Origin of the sequence: Winogradskyella sp. Asnod2-B02-A, from assembly GCF_045063645.1 — a bacterium.
GTDB lineage: Bacteria > Bacteroidota > Bacteroidia > Flavobacteriales > Flavobacteriaceae > Winogradskyella.
This window is the reverse complement of sequence record NZ_JBEFOG010000026.1, coordinates 169262-192531: the sequence shown is the minus strand read 5'-3', so window position 1 is coordinate 192531 and position 23270 is coordinate 169262. Positions and strand designations below refer to the sequence as shown.

The 23270-nt window shown below is 31.3% G+C and carries 25 protein-coding genes; 23 read left to right on the top strand and 2 right to left on the bottom strand.

Annotation, left to right across the window (positions count from 1 at the left end; all coding sequences use genetic code 11):
• Positions 1 to 17: 17 nt before the first annotated feature.
• A complete protein-coding gene (locus tag ACJJVO_RS04400; protein WP_405570928.1) occupies positions 18 to 1544 on the bottom strand; it encodes a GH3 auxin-responsive promoter family protein in 1527 nt (508 codons plus the stop codon).
• Between the two features lie 185 nt (positions 1545 to 1729).
• On the opposite strand from ACJJVO_RS04400, the gene ACJJVO_RS04395 reads away from it, so the two are divergent.
• The 20 genes from ACJJVO_RS04395 (at position 1730) to ACJJVO_RS04300 (ending at position 19655) form a co-directional block, all read left to right on the top strand.
• Positions 1730 to 2239 carry a DUF421 domain-containing protein gene (locus tag ACJJVO_RS04395; RefSeq protein WP_405570926.1) on the top strand — a complete coding sequence of 170 codons (510 nt, stop codon included), beginning with the start codon at positions 1730 to 1732 and terminating at the stop codon, positions 2237 to 2239.
• Between the two features lie 135 nt (positions 2240 to 2374).
• A complete protein-coding gene (gene gcvT / locus ACJJVO_RS04390; RefSeq protein WP_405570923.1) occupies positions 2375 to 3457 on the top strand; it encodes a glycine cleavage system aminomethyltransferase GcvT in 1083 nt (360 codons plus the stop codon).
• A gap of 24 nt (positions 3458 to 3481) precedes the next feature.
• Positions 3482 to 4321, top strand: coding sequence for a sugar nucleotide-binding protein (locus tag ACJJVO_RS04385; protein ID WP_405570920.1), 840 nt, complete (start codon positions 3482 to 3484; stop codon positions 4319 to 4321).
• Positions 4322 to 4396: 75 nt separating this feature from the next.
• Positions 4397 to 4684, top strand: a complete 288-nt coding sequence (locus ACJJVO_RS04380; protein ID WP_405570917.1) for a 4a-hydroxytetrahydrobiopterin dehydratase — start codon at positions 4397 to 4399, stop codon at positions 4682 to 4684.
• 128 nt (positions 4685 to 4812) lie between these two features.
• On the top strand, positions 4813 to 5559 hold the full coding sequence (locus ACJJVO_RS04375) for a YebC/PmpR family DNA-binding transcriptional regulator (protein WP_405570914.1): 747 nt from the start codon (positions 4813 to 4815) through the stop codon (positions 5557 to 5559).
• 106 nt (positions 5560 to 5665) lie between these two features.
• The gene (locus ACJJVO_RS04370) at positions 5666 to 6883 is read left to right on the top strand and encodes a tyrosine-type recombinase/integrase (RefSeq protein WP_405570912.1); all 1218 of its coding nucleotides are present in this window, start codon (positions 5666 to 5668) and stop codon (positions 6881 to 6883) included.
• Positions 6884 to 6934: 51 nt separating this feature from the next.
• Positions 6935 to 7771 (top strand): hypothetical protein, encoded by an 837-nt coding sequence (locus tag ACJJVO_RS04365; protein WP_405570909.1) that lies wholly within the window; start codon positions 6935 to 6937, stop codon positions 7769 to 7771.
• 381 nt (positions 7772 to 8152) lie between these two features.
• On the top strand, positions 8153 to 8947 hold the full coding sequence (locus ACJJVO_RS04360) for a hypothetical protein (protein WP_405570907.1): 795 nt from the start codon (positions 8153 to 8155) through the stop codon (positions 8945 to 8947).
• Between the two features lie 455 nt (positions 8948 to 9402).
• Positions 9403 to 9801 carry a hypothetical protein gene (locus ACJJVO_RS04355; RefSeq protein WP_405567082.1) on the top strand — a complete coding sequence of 133 codons (399 nt, stop codon included), beginning with the start codon at positions 9403 to 9405 and terminating at the stop codon, positions 9799 to 9801.
• A 188-nt stretch (positions 9802 to 9989) separates the two neighbouring features.
• Entirely contained in the window at positions 9990 to 10757 is a 768-nt protein-coding gene (locus tag ACJJVO_RS04350) for a hypothetical protein (RefSeq protein WP_405570905.1), read from the top strand.
• A gap of 185 nt (positions 10758 to 10942) precedes the next feature.
• The gene (locus ACJJVO_RS04345) at positions 10943 to 11314 is read left to right on the top strand and encodes a transposase (RefSeq protein ID WP_405570902.1); all 372 of its coding nucleotides are present in this window, start codon (positions 10943 to 10945) and stop codon (positions 11312 to 11314) included.
• Between the two features lie 176 nt (positions 11315 to 11490).
• The gene (locus tag ACJJVO_RS04340; RefSeq protein ID WP_405570899.1) at positions 11491 to 11868 is read left to right on the top strand and encodes a transposase; all 378 of its coding nucleotides are present in this window, start codon (positions 11491 to 11493) and stop codon (positions 11866 to 11868) included.
• Complete coding sequence (locus ACJJVO_RS04335) at positions 11849 to 12166, top strand: transposase (RefSeq protein WP_405572675.1); 318 nt, start codon at positions 11849 to 11851, stop codon at positions 12164 to 12166. Before ACJJVO_RS04340 ends, ACJJVO_RS04335 begins: the two co-directional genes overlap by 20 nt.
• Positions 12167 to 12247: 81 nt before the next feature.
• Positions 12248 to 13591 carry a hypothetical protein gene (locus tag ACJJVO_RS04330; protein WP_405570897.1) on the top strand — a complete coding sequence of 448 codons (1344 nt, stop codon included), beginning with the start codon at positions 12248 to 12250 and terminating at the stop codon, positions 13589 to 13591.
• A 161-nt stretch (positions 13592 to 13752) separates the two neighbouring features.
• Positions 13753 to 15432, top strand: a complete 1680-nt coding sequence (locus ACJJVO_RS04325; protein ID WP_405570894.1) for a glycoside hydrolase family 2 TIM barrel-domain containing protein — start codon at positions 13753 to 13755, stop codon at positions 15430 to 15432.
• 188 nt (positions 15433 to 15620) lie between these two features.
• A complete protein-coding gene (locus tag ACJJVO_RS04320; protein WP_405570891.1) occupies positions 15621 to 16223 on the top strand; it encodes a TetR/AcrR family transcriptional regulator in 603 nt (200 codons plus the stop codon).
• A gap of 56 nt (positions 16224 to 16279) precedes the next feature.
• On the top strand, positions 16280 to 17080 hold the full coding sequence (locus ACJJVO_RS04315) for a haloacid dehalogenase type II (protein WP_405570890.1): 801 nt from the start codon (positions 16280 to 16282) through the stop codon (positions 17078 to 17080).
• An 86-nt stretch (positions 17081 to 17166) separates the two neighbouring features.
• Positions 17167 to 17901 carry an SDR family oxidoreductase gene (locus tag ACJJVO_RS04310; RefSeq protein ID WP_405570888.1) on the top strand — a complete coding sequence of 245 codons (735 nt, stop codon included), beginning with the start codon at positions 17167 to 17169 and terminating at the stop codon, positions 17899 to 17901.
• A 259-nt stretch (positions 17902 to 18160) separates the two neighbouring features.
• Positions 18161 to 18811 carry a peroxiredoxin-like family protein gene (locus ACJJVO_RS04305; protein WP_405570885.1) on the top strand — a complete coding sequence of 217 codons (651 nt, stop codon included), beginning with the start codon at positions 18161 to 18163 and terminating at the stop codon, positions 18809 to 18811.
• A gap of 160 nt (positions 18812 to 18971) precedes the next feature.
• A complete protein-coding gene (locus ACJJVO_RS04300; RefSeq protein WP_405570884.1) occupies positions 18972 to 19655 on the top strand; it encodes a DUF6891 domain-containing protein in 684 nt (227 codons plus the stop codon).
• A gap of 64 nt (positions 19656 to 19719) precedes the next feature.
• Here ACJJVO_RS04300 and holA read toward each other — a convergent pair whose 3' ends face one another.
• On the bottom strand, positions 19720 to 20724 hold the full coding sequence (gene holA, locus ACJJVO_RS04295) for a DNA polymerase III subunit delta (RefSeq protein WP_405570882.1): 1005 nt from the start codon (positions 20722 to 20724) through the stop codon (positions 19720 to 19722).
• Between the two features lie 136 nt (positions 20725 to 20860).
• Between holA and ACJJVO_RS04290 the strand changes: the two genes are divergently transcribed.
• From ACJJVO_RS04290 to ACJJVO_RS04280, 3 genes are all read left to right on the top strand, one after another.
• The gene (locus tag ACJJVO_RS04290; protein ID WP_405570880.1) at positions 20861 to 21313 is read left to right on the top strand and encodes a type I restriction enzyme HsdR N-terminal domain-containing protein; all 453 of its coding nucleotides are present in this window, start codon (positions 20861 to 20863) and stop codon (positions 21311 to 21313) included.
• Positions 21314 to 22306, top strand: coding sequence for a glycosyltransferase family 2 protein (locus ACJJVO_RS04285; RefSeq protein ID WP_405570877.1), 993 nt, complete (start codon positions 21314 to 21316; stop codon positions 22304 to 22306).
• A gap of 104 nt (positions 22307 to 22410) precedes the next feature.
• The gene (locus ACJJVO_RS04280) at positions 22411 to 23268 is read left to right on the top strand and encodes an OmpA family protein (RefSeq protein WP_115818654.1); all 858 of its coding nucleotides are present in this window, start codon (positions 22411 to 22413) and stop codon (positions 23266 to 23268) included.
• The last annotated feature ends 2 nt before the right edge of the window (positions 23269 to 23270 follow it).

The following is a 23270-nucleotide window of genomic DNA, read 5'->3' as shown; positions in this document are numbered from 1 at the left end:
TATTCAGTTGAAACCTATTAAGATTCATTAATAAACGTTTCCCAATCAGCGAACTTCTCTTCTCCCATAACCCGTTCCATTTTTACTTGTCCACCTTTTTTCTTGTTTCGTTCATTCCAATCGTAAAAACGTTCTGGCGAAATTACATTTACTTTAACACCATGCAATGCTTTACTTCTTGCTACTTTATAATTTTTGTTCGCATTTTTTAAACTCTCATCTAAAGCGTTGGCAATTTCAGAGTTAGCAACACCTTCTAAATCAGAACCTAAATACCAATAATGATAAAACTCGCCATTATCACCTCGTTTGGCGCAAATGGTATATTCTGAAATGGTAGTATCAAATTTTTCTTCTAATTCGCGCATTGCGGCATCCATTTTATTCACTGATAATTGCGAACCAACCGTGTTTAAAAAGAATTTAGTTCTTCCAGTAATTTTAATTTCGGCACGTTTCACATCTGTAAATTCTATAGTATCGCCAATTAAATAACGCCAAGCTCCACTCACTGTACTTATGATAAGCACATAATCTTGATTCGATTCAACCTCTTGCAAGGTTAAAGCTGGTGCTTCATTTTTTAGCGAACCATCTTCATTTATATATTCTGGCTTAAACGGCACAAATTCAAAATAAATACCATTATCTGTATTCAGTTGCATGGCATCAGTTTCTGGTCGTACTTGCGTGGCAATGTAACCTTCAGAAGCCAAATAAGTATCAATAACGGTTACTGGTTTTCCTAATAAGGCCTTAAAACTTTTTTCATATGGTGCAAAAGCCACACCTCCAGATGTATATACTTGTAAGTTGGGCCAAATCTCGTGAATGTGGTTTAAATTATGATAGTCTATCACTTTTTGAAGCATTAATTCTATCCAAGACGGAATGCCACTTAAGGCACCAATATCCCAATCTTTTGCACGTTCTGCAATACGTTGCACACGGTCGTCCCAATCATCTATCTGTGAAATTTCTTCGCCAGGTTTATAGTATTCTCTAAACCACGACGGAATATTACTCGCACTAATACCGCTAATTTCGCCCTCTTTATGGTCGTCTTTTTCAATTAAATCTGTAGAACTACCGAGCATCATAATTTCCTTTTCAAAGAAATCTGCAGGAAGGTTAAAATTATTTAAGGCAAACACTTGTTTAATTCCTGAGCTTCTTATGGCTTCAATCATAGCATCTGTAACCGGAATGCGTTTACTCGTTTTCCCAGTTGTACCAGAACTCAATGCAAAATACGATGGATTGCCTGGCCACGTCACATCAGTTTCGCCATCGTGAAGTTTGTGCCACCATTTGTCGTTAATTTTATTATAATCGTAATAAGGCACATGCTTAGCGAAACTTTGTTGCAAATTGGAAGCTTCAAGTATGCTTTCAAAATCGTAAAATTTTCCAAATTGCGTGCTTTTAGCCGTTTCTAGCAAATCTTTAAGCACTTTTTCTTGGGCTTCTTCGTGAATAATTTCGGACGTAAATGTATCCTTCAATTCAATAACTCCTTTTATAATATTTCCTAGTATGGTCATTTTTTATTTCAATTTGTGATTCTTCTACTAATATCCAATATCGTTTTAAAAGCGGCTGCTACAATCACAAAAAGAATTAACGCATTTGGTAAAAATGCAATTAAAGTAATTTAAATATGAAATGAGTTAAAACATCAAGGTAATTCATAGCATATTGGGTCTATAAATTCTAAAATTATAAGAACATGGATGATTGGTTTAAATTTTCTGCAGACGGACTTTTTGCAATATTACTTTCTGCAATAGGTATTTACATTGCTTTAGTGATTTTAACACGCATTAGTGGGAAGCGTAGTTTTTCTAAAATGTCTAGTTTCGATTTTGCTATGACGGTTTCTATTGGTTCTATATTAGCCACTGTTATTGTTTCAAAATCCGTATCGCTTCAATATGGTATTATTGGTTTAGTTATTATTTATAGTTTACAAATGGCAGTTGCAGCTGCAAGACACTGGAAACCCATTAGAAATTTAGTAGATAATAAACCGACCTTATTAATGCAAAATGGTCAACTTATTGCCGCTAATTTGAAGAAATGCAAAGTGACCGAATCTGATGTAAAAGCTAAATTACGTGAAGCCAATGTCATTCAACTTTCAGAAGTAAAGGCTGTAGTTTTTGAATCTACAGGAGATATTTCGGTTTTACACGGCTCTGATGATAAAGCTATTGACGATTGGATTATGGATTTTTAGAATATCCAATATAATTTCAGACTTAAAACTTGAGACTGATTTCTTTGAAAAATCCTCAATTTCCTTAGCATTAAATTATGAAATTCTTCGTAAAATTTATGTAGTTTTGCACATCTAAAATTAAAACAATTCACAATGAAAGATACTGCTTTATCCTCTACTCACGAAGCACTTGGTGCTAAAATGGTTCCTTTTGCTGGCTATAACATGCCTGTACAATATGAAGGTGTAAATATAGAACACGAAACAGTTAGAAAAGCTGTTGGTGTGTTTGATGTCTCTCATATGGGTGAGTTTTTAATTGAAGGTCCACATGCATTAGAATTGATTCAAAAAGTATCGAGTAATGATGCTTCTAAATTAGAGATAGGAAAAGCACAATATAGCTGTTTACCAAATGATGATGGTGGTGTTGTAGATGATTTAATCATTTATAAATTAAAAGAAGAAACGTATTTATTAGTTGTTAATGCTAGTAATATTGAAAAAGATTGGAATTGGATATCCTCTAAAAATGATGTTGGTGCTGAGATGCGCGATTTAAGTGAAGATTATTCGTTGTTAGCTATTCAAGGTCCTAAAGCTGTTGAAGCTATGCAGTCTATAACGAGTCATGATTTATCTGCCATAAAATTCTATAATTTTGTTGTTGGTGATTTTGCAGGTGTTGAAAATGTGATTATTTCGGCTACAGGTTATACTGGTAGTGGTGGCTTTGAGATTTACTGTAAAAACACAGAAGTAAAACAAGTTTGGGATAAAGTTTTTGAAGCTGGTGCAGATTTTGGCATTAAACCTATAGGTTTAGCAGCAAGAGACACTTTGCGTTTAGAAATGGGTTACTGTTTATATGGCAATGATATTGACGATACAACGTCGCCAATTGAAGCCGGGTTAGGCTGGGTTTGTAAATTCAACAAAGATTTTACTAATAGCGACGCTTTAAAAGCCGAAAAAGAACATACTCCAGAACGTAAATTAGTGGCTTTTAAACTCGATGAACGTGGTATTCCTCGTCATGGTTACGATATTGTAGACAGCAGCGGAAAAACTATTGGTAATGTTACCTCTGGTACAATGAGCCCAAGTTTAGGCATTGGTATTGGTATGGGTTATGTACCAACTGTATTTTCTAAAGTAGATAGTAAAATATTTATTCAGGTGCGTAAAAAAGCCATTCCTGCAACGGTTGTTAAGGCACCTTTTTATAAAGGATAAACTTCTAAGCTTGTAGATTGATTAATGACGAAGAAACATTTAGATCCTCAAAAACACCGTGTATTAATACTTGGAGCAAGTGGTTATATTGGCAATGCCATTTATAAGGAATTAGGCCCTTATTTTAGAACTTATGGAACGTATCGCAATCCAAAAAAGGTGCATGAAACTAATCATCAATTCTTTCATTATAATGTTGAAGAAGATGATGTCTATGAGATTTTAGAAGCAACTAAACCCTCTATAATTATTTCGGCACTGCGTGGTGATTTTAACGCACAAGTAATTGCTCATCAGCATATTGCCGAATACGTAGTGGCTTCTGGTTGTAAATTTATCTTTCTGTCTTCTGCCAATGTTTTTGATGCTTATAGTAAATTTCCTAGTTACGAATTAGACAAAACATTGAGTCATAGTGTTTATGGTCATTTCAAAATAAAGATTGAAAACATGTTATTACGCTTGCCTAAAAAGCAAGTTGTGATTATTAGATTACCTATGGTATTTGGTGCAAATTCACCTAGAATACAAGAAATGAAAATGTTTATATCAGAAAATGAATCGGTCGAAGTTTTTCCGAATTTAATCATGAATGTGATGCTCGATAAAAAACTCACACAACAAATTCATTATATCATTAACCGAAATAAGCATGGAATTTTTCATTTAGGCAGCTCAGATTTAGTGCATCATGATGAATTTATTTCTAATGTTTTAGCCATCATTACAGAAAAAAAAGTAGTTTTAAAAAATGTATTTACAACCAATGATGATAGGTATTTAGCTGTGCTTGGTAAGTATAGTAAATTACCTAAACATCTTCATATTACAAGTGAGGAAGTGTTGGAAGAACTCTCTAAATAAGTTAGTATAACATAATCCATTTTAAAACTGAAATACTTCAAATTTTATTAATTTTAAACCTATCAAAAATATATTATGAAATTAGACGATATCACCATAGAAAAAAAATTATCTCAGCTTCCGGAATGGGAGTATTATGATAATGCCATTCATACCGAATATGAATTTGAGAATTTTAAAGATTGCTTTAGTGCTATGAGCCGAATTGCTTTTGAGTGTGAGGCCTTAAATCATCATCCTAATTGGAGTAATATTTACAATGTTCTTAAAATATCGCTTTCTACACATGATGCTGATGGAGTTACTAATAAAGATTTTCAGCTAGCACAAGCAATAGAGACAATTGTAGAAGAGGAAGACTAGTTTTTTTTACCAATATTATATTGATAATAAAGTTTAATCTTTTTTCGGCATTTTTAATATTTTCTTAAATTTGCTTGTACCTAATTTTAGGCATTTAAAATACATAATAATTTATAACTTTTTTTACTATGGGAAGAGCTTTCGAATTTAGAAAAGCAAGAAAAATGAAACGTTGGTCTGCCATGAGCAAAGCCTTTACACGTATTGGTAAAGACATTGTAATGGCTGTAAAAGAAGGTGGTCCAGATCCTGATAGTAACTCACGTCTTAGAGCAGTAATACAGAATGCAAAAGCTGTAAATATGCCAAAGGATAATGTGGAACGCGCTATTAAAAAAGCGAGTGAAAAAGATCAAGGCGATTATAAAGAAGTGCTTTTTGAAGGTTATGCGCAACATGGTATTGCAGTGCTTATTGAAACAGCAACGGATAATAATACGCGTACAGTAGCTAATGTAAGATCTTATTTTAATAAAACAGACGGAAGTTTAGGTACTTCTGGTTCTGTAGTTTTTATGTTTGACCATACATGTAACTTTAAAATTGAAGATAAAGATTTTGACCTAGAAGAATTAGAATTAGAACTGATTGATTTTGGTGTTGATGAAATTTTTGAAGATATCGATGAGGATGAAGAAGGTAATGAGAAAAAAAGCATTATGATCTATGCTCCTTTTGAAAGTTTTGGTAGTATTCAATCTTATCTAGAAGCCAATGATATTGAAATTATTTCTTCTGGTTTTGAACGTATTCCGCAAGTGACAAAGAAAATTACTGCAGCACAAGCTGAGGATGTTGAGAAGCTTTTAGAAAAGTTAGAAGAAGATGATGATGTACAGAATGTATATCACACTATGGAAGAGCTTTCTGAGTAAACAATCTGAGTTTTGATATTTTTAGCTACAGATTGTAGTATCTTTTTAAATTACATTATTTTGTTATGGTTTTAATGTAATTTACAGATTAATAATCTGTTAACGTATGTCAAACACAAAAACCATTACCTTATCTAAATTTAGTCATGGCGACAAAGATCAAGTCGCCATTAAATTTATATTCGCATTAGCCACAAAGAAGATTGTAAAAGCTATTGATGGCATAAAATGGTCTTCTACACATAACACATACTATGTGCTTTTTTCTAAAGATAGGGTTAATATCCTATATAAGTATTTTAAAAACCATGGCTATTACGTAGATTACACTGCGCTTTCCAAACCCATCGAAAAAACTTATAAACCTGTAACAAAACTGAAACCTAGTGCCAGTATGACAGAAATGTTTGCTGCTCTACCCCTAAATTACAAGGAACTTTTAAAGGCATATACTGGATTTTTGAGAGGCAAGCGCTTAAGTCAAAGTACAGTGCGTTCTTATGGCTATTTTATATTACGATTCATGCATTTTTACAAACCACAAGCCATTTCTGCCATAGGAAAAAAGGACATTGATCTTTTTTTTGAAGTTGTACTGGCTAAAGAAAACTTTAGTATTAGCAGCCATAGACAAAGTGTAAGCGCTTTGAAATATTTTATTGACTATTGCCAGTTACCAGAATTAAATGCAGACGACTTAAAACGACCAAAAAAGAATAAGAAACTACCCGTTGTATTATCTCGAGAAGAAATTATAGATCTTATTAGAGTGACTAAAAATTTAAAACACAGAGCAATTCTAGGTCTTTTATATTCTTGTGGGTTAAGGATAGGTGAACTTTTAGAGCTACAAATTAGTGCGCTTGATTTTGACAGAAACTCTCTGAGAGTACACCAAGGCAAAGGCCGAAAGGATCGTAGTGTTGTAATGAGCAAAGTATTGACGCCATTACTATTAAACTATTTAAATACTTACCGTCCTCAAAATTTTGTAATAGAAGGACGTGATGGAGGTCCATATTCTGCCTCTAGTATTCGGCATTTTTTAAAGAAGAGCTGTGAGTTAGCAGGCATAAAAAAGCAAGTGACACCACATGTTTTAAGACACAGTTATGCTACACATTTAATGGAAAACGGAGTAGATCTTCGCCATATACAATTGTTATTAGGTCATGCAAAACCAGAGACAACAATGATTTATACGCACGTGGCACACAAAGATCTTATGCAGATTAGCAGTCCATTAGATACAACCGTAGAAGCGATAACAAAATCCCGTAAAAGTACAAAGGAAGTGTTGTTATCCCGAAATTATAATGTATAAACAGTTATATTTGTTTTGATATAACAAGTTAGCGGTAATTTGACCAACTAAATGAGACAAGAAATTTCAGTTAATAAGGCAATAAATAGAGGACATATCATTGTGAATATTCCTGTCTTTATATGCATTATTGGAATTCCTGCATTGTCATTTTATTTATCGAATCAAAATTTAATTCCAAAATGGGGAATTGGAATTGGGTTTGTTTTAGGTTTTGTAGTTGCTTGGTTAGTTTGGAGTTTTATGATTACTAAATGGCGAATTTGGGCATTTGAAAATGTCAGAAACGTTCACGAATTAAAAAAAAGAGCAATTCAAGAAAAACTAATTTGGAATGACGGAAATATATATGAAAAAACTGAAATTAGGGCTCTTGAAGACAAAAAAGAATTAAAAAAACTCGCAAAAAAATTCGACAAAGAAGATGTTTATAGAGAAGATTATTCTCTTCCACCAAAAACTATAATTAAGTATTCTAAATCGTTAGGATTGTTTGAACTAATTATTTCAATTTTTATAATTGGTCTTGGAATATATTTTATTACAAAAGGAACGAATAAAAGTTACATATTGGGAGGAATAATGGGTTTAATTGGAATTTATAGTTCTATAAAAGAATTGCGAAAATTCTTTAACAATAAGCCTCAAATAATTATCGATAATAAAGGAATAGAAACAATAACAACTGAATTTAAAAATTGGTCGAATATCGAAGATGAACAAGTTATTCAGGAAGGATATGGAAAATCCGCAAAATCCTATCTGACTTATTTGTATGACGAAGAAATATTTGAAAAAGTCGAAATTGACCAATTAAATATCACACAACAACAATTAGAAAATATAATCCGAACATATAGAATACGTAACAATAAAAACTACCGCTAACACCGCGTATATTTAATTGCTTCTTTCTTGCCTACTCGCGAATATTCCTTCGGAATATTCACGGGTTCGTAAAAGTTTGCTAAATTAGTTGCTGAACCACGCAACTAACCATACACAAACACGTTAGCACACATATGAAAAAACGAACTTTAGTCATTTTACTATTTATCTTCTTCTCGACTTTGGGTTGGTCGCAGAATTATAAAAAAGTAGATTCTATAGTTTTGACATATCCTACGAACCTGAGCTTACGATTTAAGAACAGACCTAGTTCAAACTATTTTTTTGCCTTCTAAACGGCTAAAAAAAATCTTTTGAACGTGATAATATTAACAAAAAAAGGTCAACCTATATCAGTATAATACAAAAACCATTTTCATATTGAACATAATTTTTAGCACATTAATTTTTGCTCAAAATCCTGAATCGTCAACTTTATTTAAAAAAGAGTATTACGATTTAATGAATTACGTTCCAAAAAACTTGGAATTCGACTCAATTCACAAACCTGAAAGTCGACTATTACAAACTGAATTGAATACAATAAACAGTATTAAAAATTACAGCGGATTTAGAGAAGATTTTAAACTGACCGAAAGTGACAAACAATGGTTAGACAATAGAATTAATCAAATTGCGACCGAATTATATCTTGATGGAAAAAGAATTTTAGTAAGTGCAGTTGGAGGTTATTCTGGTTGTCCAGATAAAATGATTGACACTCTTCAATTAAATAACATTGAAATTGTTAATCTAAAATTCTGCCATACTTGTACCGATTCTTATCGAGATAAGAAATTTATTGAAATATTTAATAACAAAATGTATTCTTTGATGGAAATTGAGCCACCAAATAGAAAAACAAAATTATTCTATGGCGAATTTAAGAGCAGAAGTAAAGAACGATTTGAAATTAAATTAATTTTAAAAGAAGACAGAACGTTTAAATATTGGGTAAATAAAGGACACGGTTCCGATTTTACAGAGGGTTTGTGGAAAAATATTAATGACACTCTGATTTTAAAATCTCGGAATCTGAATAAAGATGATAAAATAAGTTTTGCATTATCGAGTGCAAAATGGATTGAATTTAATGACTTAGAGTTTCGTTTAAAAAAAGAAAAACTGACTGAATTGAATGGCGGAAATCGGAAATTAAAACAAACAGTCGAATAAAAAAAACGTTGGGTAACACCGTGTATAATTAATTGCTTGGTTCTAGCCTACTTACGAAAATTCCGCTGGAATTTTCTATCTGTGATTAGTTTGCTAACTTAGTTGCTTAACCACGCAACTAACCATACACAACAACGTTGCCATTCATTGCGGAACGCACTCAAAATCTGAAAACTCATTAATGAGATATTTAAAAATAACCTTTGTTAGAATTGTATTAAGTTTTTTTTGCTTCTAATATTGCAACTGAACTGATAATTGCCAATACAAATCGTGAATCCGTTTCAATAATCTTTACTATTATTTTTATGGGACTTTTCTATTACGGACTAACTCTTTATGTAAATAATAGAAGATAACATTGAAAATTATTAATCAAACTGAATTTTAGCAAGTTTGCGGAATCTGAATCTGAATTTAAAACAACGAAAAGGCAAAAGCTATATTGAACAAATATGAAACAAGCAATTATTATAATTTTTCTATTATCATCAATCACGTCTTTTAGTCAAAAAAAAGAACTGCAAGATATTGTTGGAAATTGGATATGCACTAAAGCGGAATTCAATGCGGAATCATCAGACTCTCGGATTGAGAAATATCTAACACTATTCAAGGATTCTGAATTTAGTTTTGATAACAATGAAATATTTACGCTCAAAAAAACTAATGCTGATAATGTGTCACAAATTATAATTGATAGTTATTGGAAATTAAACAAGGAAAATCAGATAATTATTGATTATAAAAATCCATCTTCGATTTTAAAAATTGTAATTGAAACTAGAGAGGAAGAAATTTATTTTTTATTATTTGACCAAACTATGTCGTTAAAGATGGAAAGAGTAAATTAACTGACCACAACGATATTTTGAAAAAAAACAACGAAATGGCAACAACGTGTATAATTAATTGCTTGGTCACTGCCGACTTACGAACATTCCTGCGGAATATTCTATCTGTGATTTATTTGCTAAATTAGTTGCTTAAACACGCAACTAACCATACACAACAACGTTAGGCATAATTAGAGAACAACACAATGGAAGACAATTCAAAAGATTCTGAAGAGGAAATAAAAGAAGAGCAAACAACGAAAGAAGAAACTACCGAAGAAACAAATATATTCCCTGAAAAAGAGTCAATTGAAAGTCTCAAATTAGAAATAACTAATGATATTTTAAAGTCAATAAATAAGAAAGAAAAAAATGACTTATTGACCATTGTTTGGAAACTGACACCACTCATAACTTTATTATTTTTAATTGGTTCCTACTTCTACTCTGTAAAACCAATTTTTGATAAATCAGAGGAATTGAAGTCAAAAACGGAACAAGTTGAATTGTTAATAAAGCAAATTAACTCTAAAGAAACTGACCTAAAAGATTTTACGAAGCAATATTCTGAACTGAATGAAAAAAAGAAATTATTAGAAGAACAAATTGAAAATCAAAGATTAGTTTTAGCTGAATACCAAAATCGCTTGAGCAAATCTGAAATTCTATTATCTCAAAAAGAAAAACAATTAAAAACTGCTGAAAGTTCAGCTATATTGGTTCATTTAAAAAAGTTTACTAGTGATATTTTCCCAGCTCAATACAAAGGAGAAAAGGATGAGAATTTTGACATACGCGCTTATACTTTAGAATATATAAGTCTGAAAAAAGATGAGTTGTCTGATGATATTTATGGAATGAAAGCTCTTGATGTTCTTAAGGAATTTGCAGGTTATAAAAGTAGTTATGACATCGAAAGGTCTATTTACTTTTTGAATCTATTTTTCGAGTATAGCTATGGAAAGAAAAAATAACTATGCCTAACACCGTGTATAATTAATTGCTAGGTTCTTCCCTACTTGCGAATATTCCTGCGGAATATTCACGGGTTCGTAAATGTTTGCTAACTTAGTCGCTAAACCACGCAACTAACCATACACAATCACGTTACCTGCAAGCTTGAGTCGTCCTGAATAAAGGCTACATAATTTTAAACATTATGTACAAAAATGACAAAGTAATTAGACGGTATTCAGAACCTTTTAAATTAAAAATTTTAGCCGAACTTACAACCGGTAAACATACAAAGAGCGAACTTTGTAAACTCTATTCCATTGCACCTACAACGGTTAATGAATGGATTAAAAAGTATAATCGTAAAGACTTAATGAACACAAGAGTAAAAGTGGAAACAAAAGACGAAATATCTAGAATTAAAACACTTCAAAAAGAAATTGAACAGCTTAAAAAACTACTGCTTAAAAAGGATCTGGATGCTATGGTATTGGATTCCTACCTAGAAGTAGCTGCTGAAGATCTAGGCTATAAATCAGTTAATGAGCTAAAAAAAAAGTTAAGTATAAAGCCTTAACTAAAGCCATTGAGAAATCTAAGGGATTTGCGTCTTTAAAGACTATAACCCATTGTTTTGGACTTAAACGCGATGCTTATTACAAGTATAAGCTCAGAGCTGATAAGCGTTTAAAATTAGAGCATCAAATTATAGAAATTGTACGTAAAAGACGTAAATCCCTTCCTAGAGAAGGCGTGCGTAAACTTATTAAATCCTTAGATAAAGAGTTTACCAAAGCCAACCTTAAAGTTGGTAGAGATACTTTATTCAATATCCTTAGAAAACATCAAATGCTTACACTTAGAAAGAAAACCAGTGCTAGAACTACTAACTCATATCATCGTTTTTATAAGTATAGTAACATTATAAAAGACTTAGAAATTACAAGACCTAACCAAGTTTGGGTATCTGATATAACCTACATCAGAACTGTAAAAGGCTTTTGTTACTTAGCTTTAATTACAGACATGCATTCTAGGATAATTGTTGGGTATGACCTTAGTGATAGCTTGGAACTTAAAGGTTGTGTAAGAGCACTTAACAAAGCTATTTATCAAGCTAAGGATAATTAAACAGCTTATTCATCATTCCGATAGAGGAATACAATATTGTAGTAATGTATACACACAGATACTCAAAAGAAAAAAGATAGGTATTAATATGACACAAGAAAATCATTGTTACGAAAATGCCATCGCTGAGCGTGTAAACGGCATATTAAAAGATGAGTTTTATCTAGACCAGACCTTTGATAACATGGAACACGCTAAAAGAGCTGCAAAAAATGTAATTAATCTATACAACGAAATAAGATTACATTTATCTTTAGACTATAAAACACCAAATATGGTATATAAATTATCAGCGTAAATCAATTTTAACCTGTAGCCATATTTCAGGATTAGACATGCCGAGCGAACGCAAAATCCATCCAACCAAGCGAATAAACAAATGAAGAAGACATTAATAATTCTCTGCTTGATAACTCTAACAAGTTGTAATAAGAAAGATTTCGAATTAAACTTTGAAAATGAAAAAGAGTATGTTTATTCTATGAGACAAACAACTCATATCTTAAATAAAAATCGAGAAAAAAATGACACGTTCGAATCAAATATTTCTGGAAAAGGAACACTCATAATAAAAAGTAAAGCAAATAATTTAGCAGACCTATGTTTTGAGAACTTTACTGTAAAAATCAAAAATGATAATACAAAAGACACTTTATTTAAAACTCAAGAGAACAGCATAATAAAAAATTTCAAATCAGATGGTACATTTCTTTCTAAGAATAAACAATATAATTTTGGTAGCTTAAAAATTCTTCCATTACCAACAAAAGAATTAAGAATTGGAGAAAGTAATGAAATTCCACACAGTTTACCTTTAAGAATAGGTGACACAATTGTTAATTCAACAGGTAAATTAAAACTATTATTCTCTGGATATGAAAACCTTAATGGAAGTGAATATGCCATTTTAAAAGGAGAAATTGACATATCGGAGTTATCATTACCTGAAAATATCAATGGAAAATACAAACTATCTGAATTTGGCAATGGCAAATATTACTTCGATTTAAAAGAAAAATGCTTTGTCAAAGCTATTGTTGAATATAACACAGAGACGTTAATTGATAACAAAGAAACTTATGAAAACACATTAATTTCAAATACATTCGAGATTAACTTGATAGATATCAAAGATGTTTCTAAAGAAAAAATAGATCAACTAAACGCAGGAGTTTTAACTATCCCAGAGAATACACCAAAAGACATAGCATTGTCTGTAATTAAATTCCTAAGAAAAAAGGACACTTTAGAGTATTTGAATATTGCCATTCCTTTAGAAAAACAAAAAAAACTATTCATTGATAACATAAAATTCAATCCACAAGAAAATGATACTGTGGCCATTTTAAATAAACTGGAAGAAAAGTATGATGATAGAACCAATAATTTCTTAGTCAGAGCTAGATATATTTTGGACATAATGAAAACGGACAAAGAATTTGAAATTAATAAAGCAGTCTTGGACACTATTTATTATAAGCTCCAAAAAATAAAGTCATATGGTAGTTTTGGTAAGACTATAATTGGAGATTGGGCTGAAATAACGGTTGAAATGACTTATAATGACAACAAATACTACCTTGAGATTCCTCAAATTATTAACGTAGAGGACAAATGGTATTTATATTATCCAGCATACTATTTAAGAGACCAAAAAGAAAAAGATTTTGTTGAAAGGAGAGTTATAGAATTAAAAGCAAGAGCAGAGGAATTTTGGAAATAAGCACTACCTACAACACCATGTATAATTAATTGCTTGGTTCTTCCCTACTTGCTAAAATTCCTGCGGAATATTCACGGGTTCGTAAATGTTTACTAACTTAGTTGCCAAGACCTACAAATAAACATAGATTAAAACTGTTGCGTGAAATCAAAAAAAAGTAAATGAAACAAAATTTAGCATTAATAGTCATTGCAAGTCTTACCCTAATGATTTTCGGATGTTCTCAATCTGAAACTACAGCGATTGCGCAAACTGAGACAGCAGCAACAAAAATTGAATTAAAAGACAATTGGTACTACCTTAATGGAGAAAGGTTTTTTATTAAAGCCATCGGTTACGAAATAGGTGCACGTCCAGGACAACATCCTTATGAGGATGAAAAGAAAGATCATTTGGAGTTAATGAAGTTTGATCTCGATAACATTAAAAAAGGCGGTTATAACACCATAAGAACTTGGAGTCAGTTTTCTGAAGCACAATTAAAATTGGTGCAAGAATCGGGTTTAAAACTTATAATGGGTTTAGAAGTGAATCCAGAAGAAGATTATAGTGATCCTAAATTTATAAATCACTGCAAAACACAGCTTGAAAACATCTTAAAATATGCACCAAAGTATGATTGTATAATTACCTATTTGGTTATTAACGAACCTCAAACAGATCATATTCATAAAGTTTCTGCATCAGCATTTAAAGACCTCATGAAAATGACGATAGATATGATTCATGAAGGTCATCCAACTATACCCGTAACACTTTCTGCAAATGCAATGATTAGTGACTGGATGGATGAAAGTATGTATGATGTATACGCTTATAATTGTTATGGTTATAATGAAGGCCAAACAGCAACAATGGGATTTAGAGATTATATTAAAGGTTTAAATGAATTAAACGGATTAGATAAACCATTTATAATTACTGAGTTTGGACATTCCGTTTCACCAAAAGGAGGTTTTGGTAGTTTTGGCTCAAGAACCTTAAAAGAACAAAGTGAAGGGTTGGTTTCTAATTACAGAGATCTAATAGATGCTGGATCAGTAGGAATGTGCCCATTTTATTATGCTGATGGTTGGTGGAAAGGTGGCGAAAAAAGCATACACAATAAAGAGCAACCCGAAGAATGGTTTGGTTTTTGGGGTTATAAAGATGTCAACGACAAATATGGTTCACCAAGACCAGTTTGGTTTGCCATGCAAGATTATATGAAAGGACTTATTATAAATCCTAAAAATAAAACAATACACACCAACACAACTATACCTATAGAACTTTATAATGATGCGAGTATTAAAAAAGTGGTTGTAAAAAATCGTGATAAAGTTATCTATTCTAAGAACATAGTAAGTGAAGGCTATTTTGCAGACCAATTAACAATTAATCCAGTGGGATTAGAAGCTCTGGAACTTGCTTTCGAGTTTTATGATAGTGAAGATAAAGTTATCAAAAACGAATCTATTATAATTCTAGCTTCAAAAACAGCTATTGAATTACCGAAGTTAACTATAGAAGTTACACCTGAAAAAGATTTAAACGATGTAAAAATTGGAAGCATTAAAACAACAATTGAAACCAATGAGAATTTCAAATTAATTGGTGATTTAATCGTTAGCTACAATACACACCTTGGATGGGACGTTGGTCCACAAGAATCTGTTTCTATTAAAGACCAAATAGATAAAAAAATAATTACTACTGAAAATTTCTTTAATATTCCTGATAATAGTTGGGTTGTAAATGCATCTGCAGGAATATCTGTTAGGTATGGTAAATTCACCTTTAAAATTCACGACCAAAAAATAATTTATAGAGGTGATTGGGCAAAGTCCATTAGTCGTTAGTAAAACAAAAGCTTGCTCTATCAATTTATCTATTATTAATAAGGGCAAGCGTCCTAGCTCTTCTTACAGCTAATTTTCTATGGTAATGTACTCGCAATTCGTTGTCATGCCATAATAAAAATACCATAGCACATATTAGTAATAAATAAAAAACATACCACCTGTACTTTTTTTTATATATTTGCTATATGCAGCAAGAATTAAAATCAGAAATAACCAAACAGCATATTGTGCATGAAGCATTTAAACTATTTTATGAAAATGGGTTTAAGTCTACTAGTATAAATGATGTAATGAAGGCTGCAAAAATGACTAAAGGAGCATTCTATCATCATTACAAAAACAAACACCAACTTGGTTTAGAAGTTATTAAATTGAAAATCCAAAAACGTGTATACGATGGTATGATTTTACCTTTGAATGAACCTGGAAATGCAATGGAAATTTTAGAAAGCACTTTTCTAAATAGAATTAAATCCTTTCCTATTTATGATAAGAAGCATGGATGCCCAATGAATAACTTTATCAATGAAATTGGCAATTATGAAAACAGCTATCAATTAGCTCTAAAAAATATTGTTGATAAATGGAAAAAAGCACTTGTCATTATTATTGAAAAGGGCAAGAATGAAAATGTTATAAAAAAAGAAATTTCTAGTGAAGCCGTAGCCATATATTTAATTAGTGCTTTTGAAGGCATTAGAGGCATTAGAAAATTATATGATAATGATATTATTCTTGATCAATATATTGCTGGTCTATCATTATACTTAAATCAATTAAAATTATAGTTTTTTTTAACCAAAAACATACCAACAAGAATGTTTTTAAAATAATTACACAAACAATGAATAATAACAGAAGAAATTTCATTAAAAACACAGCTTTACTCGGAATTGCAGGTACAACAATACCTCAATTTGCATTTGCAGAAACCCATGTAAACGATTTAGAGATAACATCACTAACCACAAGGCCAAAAGTATTATTTTTTGATGTTAATGAAACTTTATTAGACCTAACAGCAATGAAAACAAGCGTTGGAAACATACTTGGCGGCAGAAGTGAATTATTGCCTCTATGGTTTACTACAATGCTACAATACTCCTTGGTTACTACCGTAGGAAGACAATACAATGATTTTGGAATAATTGGAGCTGCTGCCTTACAAATGGTAGCTGCAAACCATAGCATTGACATTACAGAAAAAGAAGCTAGAGATGCCATTTTAGGTCCTATTCGCTCTCTTCCGGCACATCCAGAAGTGAAAGCTTCTTTGCAACAATTAAAAGATGCTGGATACAAGCTAGTATCATTTACCAACTCATCAAATAAAGGTGTTAAGACTCAGTTTGAAAACGCTGGTTTATTAGACTATTTTGATGAAAGATTAAGTATTGAAGATATGGGTAAATTTAAACCACATTCAGATGCTTACGATTGGGCTGCAAGAAAAATGGGAATAAAACCTTCTGAAAGTCTATTGGTTGCTGCTCATGGTTGGGATATTGCAGGTGCAATTTGGGCTGGTTGGAGAGGTGCTTTTATTAGTAGACCTGGTGCACAATTATATCCACTAGCACCGAAACCCGAAATTAATGAAAGCAATTTAAAACTAATTGCTGATAAGTTAATATCTTTAAAATAATAAGTCGGATTCTAAAAATTTACTGTCTTGTGGCAATTAACTAATTTATCTATTCATAAAAACATCTATCTAAAAAACAAAACATTATGACTGTTAAAAATAAAGTGATTATAGTAACGGGAGCTTCAAGAGGAATAGGAAAAGAAGTTGCTATTCTATTGGCTGAAAATGGTGCAAAAGTAATTGTTAATTATTCTAATAGCGAAATTGAAGCTAATCAAACTGTAGAAAGTATTTCTAAAAACGGTGGTACTGCTTTAGCTATTAAAGCAGATGTTAGCAAAAAAGAGGACGTTACTCATCTATTTGATAAAACCATCGAAACTTATGGTAAAGTAGATGTTTTAATAAATAATGCAGGTATTATGTATAACAAATTGTTAAAGGATAATACACAAGAAGAATTTACTAAACTCTTTGATGTAAACGTTAGAGGTATTTTTAATACACTTCAAGAAGCTGACAGTAAACTAGTAGATAACGGAATTATTATTAACTTTTCTTCTAGCACAGCAAAATTAATGTTCCCAAAATATGCCTTGTATTCTGCAACTAAAGCAGCAGTTGAGCAAATAACAAAAGTTTTTTCTAAAGAAATAGGAAGAGGTATTTCTGTTAATGCAATTGCGCCTGGAGCTACAGCTACAGAATTATTCTTAAATGGAAAATCACAAGAAACTATTGATAAATTAAGCGCTATGAATGCCTTTAATAGATTAGCGCAACCTATTGATATTGCTAGGGTTGTTTTATTCTTAGCTAGTGATGATTCTAAATGGATTTCAGGGCAAGTTATTGGTGCAAATGGTGCTTTAGTTTAGTTAAAATCAAATAGCTTTATGTCAACACTATAATAAAACCCATTATTTAGTGTAAAGTACTTGCAATAATTTTTAACAATTTTATATTCTGTTGCTATTTTATAAATTAGATGCAAAAACAAAGTAATATTTCTTAAACGGCTACTATATAAGTGGTCATAAAGAACCATAAAAATATCCTTACCTATAAGTTCAATTTGGTAGAGCTTGCCTTAAATAATTCAATTCAACAAACATTAAAAAAAAATTAAATAAAATAATGAAAACCTTAAAAGAACAAACTGATGCTAAAATAGAAAAAGGCAGAAAAGCAAAACCCGATTTCATGCAAGGTGTTGATGATATTATGACCAAAGCAAAAGCGTTCCTACAGGGAAGTGATGCCCTTAAAGTTGGACAAAAAGCTCCAAGTTTTGAGCTACCTAATCCTGAAGGGAAATCAATATCATTAGAATCCTTATTAGAAAAGGGTCCTGTTGTAGTGACGTTCTATCGTGGTGATTGGTGTCCATATTGTAATCTACAATTAAGAGCGCTGCAATTGAAACTAGACGATATTCATGCATCAGGCGCTACATTAGTTGCAATCAGTCCGCAAGTACCTGACGGATCAATGACAAAAAACGAGATTAGTGAAATGAAATTTATTGTCTTGTCTGATCAAGATGCAAAAGTTGCGTCTCAATTTGGAGTCTCTTGGGAAGTACCTGAGTTTTTAATAGAACATATGCAAGTAGATAGACAACTTGATTTAGAAAAAATTAACAATGGAAATGGTAATATTTTACCTATTCCTGCCACATTTATATTGAATTCTAACGGAATTGTTACATGGAACTATGTTAATGTTGATTATAGAACACGTGCAGAACCTGACGAAATTATTAAGGCTTTAAAAAATATTTCTTAAAGACTTCTTTACTGCTTATTTATACAGTACAACAATTCAATTTAATAGATTATTGGATTCATTCATATGCTATAAAATAATAATTTTTGGTTTGATGTTTATGGGAAAGTGCACTGCTTTAAAACAAACTTTACTATGGATTACTTATTTTTACTAAACCATGAAACAAGATATTAAAGACGAAGCGATTGAACAATTAGATAAAGACATCTTATTTGGGTTTTACGATGCTAATGGCTTATTTGAATCCATTAGCGATATGTTTTATGATGAAAATGATTTTGACGAAACTTGGCTTAAAAACGAAATACATTTAAGATTAAAAAAACATCAAATTGAAAGCTTAAATTGGAAGAAACCAACCGGTTTTGATCGACTAGTAGTGAGTTTTGACACGCTTATAAAAGATAAAATTGTTGCACTTCATAAAGCAGGATACACAAGACAAGATGGTGAAGGAGATTGTGCTGAAATTATTGAAGAGCTCAGCAACAATGGGATAAAAGTATTAGGATATTGCTATTATCACACCCAAGATTTAGAAAGAGCAATTGGAGATGAGCAAAACCTTTTTATTGGTTATGATAGTTATAACCATAATGATGAACTCGCTATGGATGTTGCAAATAAAATAGTTAAGACTTTAGAAAGTAATGGTTTTAACGTTAATTGGAATGGCTCATTAGAAACTAGAATTCAAATTACAGACATAAACTGGCAAAAAACGGTTGACAATGTAGATTATAATTATTCTAGGGTTTTAGACATTATGCAAGCCAATACACCAATTAAAGAGAACGCAACGCAGAATAAAAAGCCAAAACCTTTCTGGAAATTTTGGTAAACAGTTATGTACATAATCTATTTAAAATCATCATTGCTTAAAAACAATTCTAGGAGTTATACAACTAACCTAAAACCTTAACCAATAACTCTTTAAGTAAGTCACCTTGAGGCACTGCATTAGATCCAACTCCTTTACTTTTTACATCAAATTCACGTAAAACTCCAATAACATAACTCACTTTTTTCATTGGATAATTTCTAGCAGCATCTAAATACTCATTTACAAAATAAGGATTTACTTTAAGAGCAGAAGCCACACTTCTTGGGTTTTTATCAGACATACCATGAAGATGCAATAATTGAGAAAAGAAACCAAATAGCAGAGAAACGGTAACCACCATAGGGTTGTCCTTAGGGTTATCTGCAAAATACTTAGCTATTTGATGTGCTTTTACCACATTACGTTGTCCTACAGCTTTTCGTAACTCAAAATTGTTATAATCTTTACTTATGCCTATATTTTCTTCAATATGTTCTGGTGTAATTTGTGTGCCTTCTGGTAAAACTATTTTAAGCTTACTGAGTTCATTATCAATCTTACCTAAATCGGTTCCCAAAAATTCCACTAACATTTGTGCTGCCTTTGGTGATATATTATAATTCTGTCCTGCTAAAACCCGTCTAATCCAATCAGACACTTGGTTTTCGTACATTTTCTTACTTTCATAAACAACACCAACTTTATTAATGGCCTTATATAAAGCTTTTCGTTTATCTAGTTTTTTGTACTTATAATTAACAACTAAGACTGTAGAAGGCTGAGGGTTAGCAGCATATTGCGCCAATTTCTCAATGGTTCTACTTAAATCTTGGGCTTCTTTTACAATAACAACCTGCCGTTCTGCCATCATTGGGTAACGTTTGGCATTACTAACAATATCATCGATTGTTACATCTCTACCATACAACACCATTTGGTTAAACCCCTTCTCTGCCTCGTCGAGCACATTATCTTCAATATAATCTGAAACCTTATCAATGTAATAAGCCTCCTCACCCATTAAAAAATAGATGGGTTTAAGGTCTCCCTTTTTTATTGCAGCTACTAATTGTTTTACTTCGTCCAAAAAATATATAAATTCTAAGTTAATACCGAAATTTCATAACCAAATTTTAAAAGTCAATTCAAATATTTGGAATTTGAAATTTGTTCTTTGGATATTGGGTCTATGTCCTTAAATTTGAATAAAATTAGCAATTTAAGTGTTCCAAGAACTCAACTTTCCAAAGTTTGAATACCGTTTCAAAAGTACAGAAAATAAAGTTTCTATTTTTGATGTCATTCGGAAAAAATTCATCATTCTTCAACCTGAAGAATGGGTTAGACAACATTGTGTTCATTATTTAATTAATGATAAAAAATACCCTAAATCGCTTATAAATGTTGAAAAAGAACTGACAATAAACGGATTAAAGAAGCGATACGATATTGTAATTTTTAATTCGGATGGCAGTATTTTTTTAATTGTAGAATGTAAATCGCATAATATTAAAATTGACCAAACTACTTTTGACCAAATTGCACGTTATAATTTAGTATTAAATGCCACTTATTTAATGGTTACTAATGGTTTAAATCATTATTATTGTGAAATGGATATGCAAAATGAACGCTATTCTTTTTTAAAAACAATTCCAGATTATAAATCTAATTAAATGCTTCAAAATAAAGATCTTGCCGTTGTTATTTTAAACTGGAATGGAAAAGCATTACTTGAGCAATTTCTTCCATCTGTTATAAAATATTCTGATGATGCAGTCATTTATGTGGCTGATAATAATTCTACTGATGACTCTGTTGCTTTTGTTACAAAGCAATTTCCTGCAGTAAAAATAATTCAGAATTCAGAAAATGGCGGCTATGCTAAAGGTTATAATGATGCGCTTAAACAGATCACCGAGCCTCTACTTTGCTTACTTAATAGTGATATAGAGGTGACGGAAAATTGGCTTCAACCTATTATTTCAGAATTTAACAAAGATGCTAAAACAGCCATTATTCAACCTAAAATATTAGATTATAAAAACAAATCTTATTTTGAATATGCTGGTGCTGCAGGTGGCTATATAGATAAACTTGGATATCCTTATTGTCGTGGACGCATTTTTGATACAATTGAAGAGGATAAAAATCAATATAACGATACTACAACTATATTTTGGGCATCTGGTGCTTGTTTATTTATTAGAAATTCTGTTTTTAAAGAATTAGATGGATTTGATGAGTCTTATTTTGCGCATGTAGAAGAGATTGATTTGTGTTGGCGTGCATTTAATAAAAGTTATAAAACAAAATATGTTGGTGCTTCAACTATTTATCATGTAGGTGGTGCAACTTTGAGTAATACTAATCCAAAAAAAACCTATCTCAATTTTAGAAATAGCCTATTCACATTAGTAAAGAATACAGATTCTAACTTGGTTTTAAAAATTTTATCTAGAATGTTACTAGATGGTGTTGCTGCTATTCGATTTTTGTTTCAGCTAAAACCTTTATTCTTGGTAGCGATCTTAAAGGCACATATCTCTTTCTACTTCAATTTGCCTCATCTTTTAAAGCAGCGTAAACAACTCAGTCAGCGCTCAAATTATTACGAATGTAACTCAATTGTTTGGTCTTATTTTATAAAAAAAAGAACTCAGTTTTAATTCTTTATAAAACTGTTAAAATTTATGTTAATCCATGTTCAACGCGCTTTAGTTTTCCATAATTTTGTTACGTTATAATTAACAATTAAAACTAAAATTCAATTATGAAAAAATTAATGTTATTAAGTGTATTTTCATTGGTGTTTTTGGCATCTTGCGTGTCTAAGAAAGAGCATGTTGCACTACAAGAAAAATATCAAGAAACTCAAGATTTACTAAATACTGCGACCGTTAAATTAAATAGTTGTCTGTCTGACAAAGCAGCATCTATGGCTCGTGTAGAAACTATGAAAGATCAATTAGCTGATTTACGTAAGTCAAATCAAGATTTAATTGATACTAAAGGAGATTTAACTATTTTAACTAAAAAAGGATCTGAAAACCTTGAAAAGTCTTTAGAAAGCTTAAAAGAACGTGATTTAAAAATTACGAGATTACAAGATGCTTTAACTAAAAAAGATAGTGTAACGCTTGCAATTGTTACAAGTCTTAAGAAAGCTGTTGGTATTAACGATCCAGATATTGAAATTAACGTTGAAAAAGGTGTGGTATTTATTTCTATTGCAGATAAATTATTATTTCAAAGTGGAAGCTACAACGTAACTACTAGAGCAAATGAAATTTTAGCTAAAGTAGCCAAAGTTATTAATAGCAAACCAGATTTTGAAGCTATGGTAGAATCTCATACAGATAACGTACCTTATAACAAACCTCCATTATTAGATAACTGGGATTTAAGTGTTAAACGTGCAACATCAGTGGTGAGAGTTTTAGAAAGCTTAAATGTTAATCCTCAACAATTAATTGCTGCTGGTCGTAGCTCTTACGTGCCATTAGTAGAAAATGATACTGCAGAAAACAAAGCGAAAAACAGACGTACTCGTATTGTTGTAATGCCAAAAATTGACCAATTCTACGAAATGGTTGAAAATGAAATGAAAAACTTATCTGAGGGTAAATAATC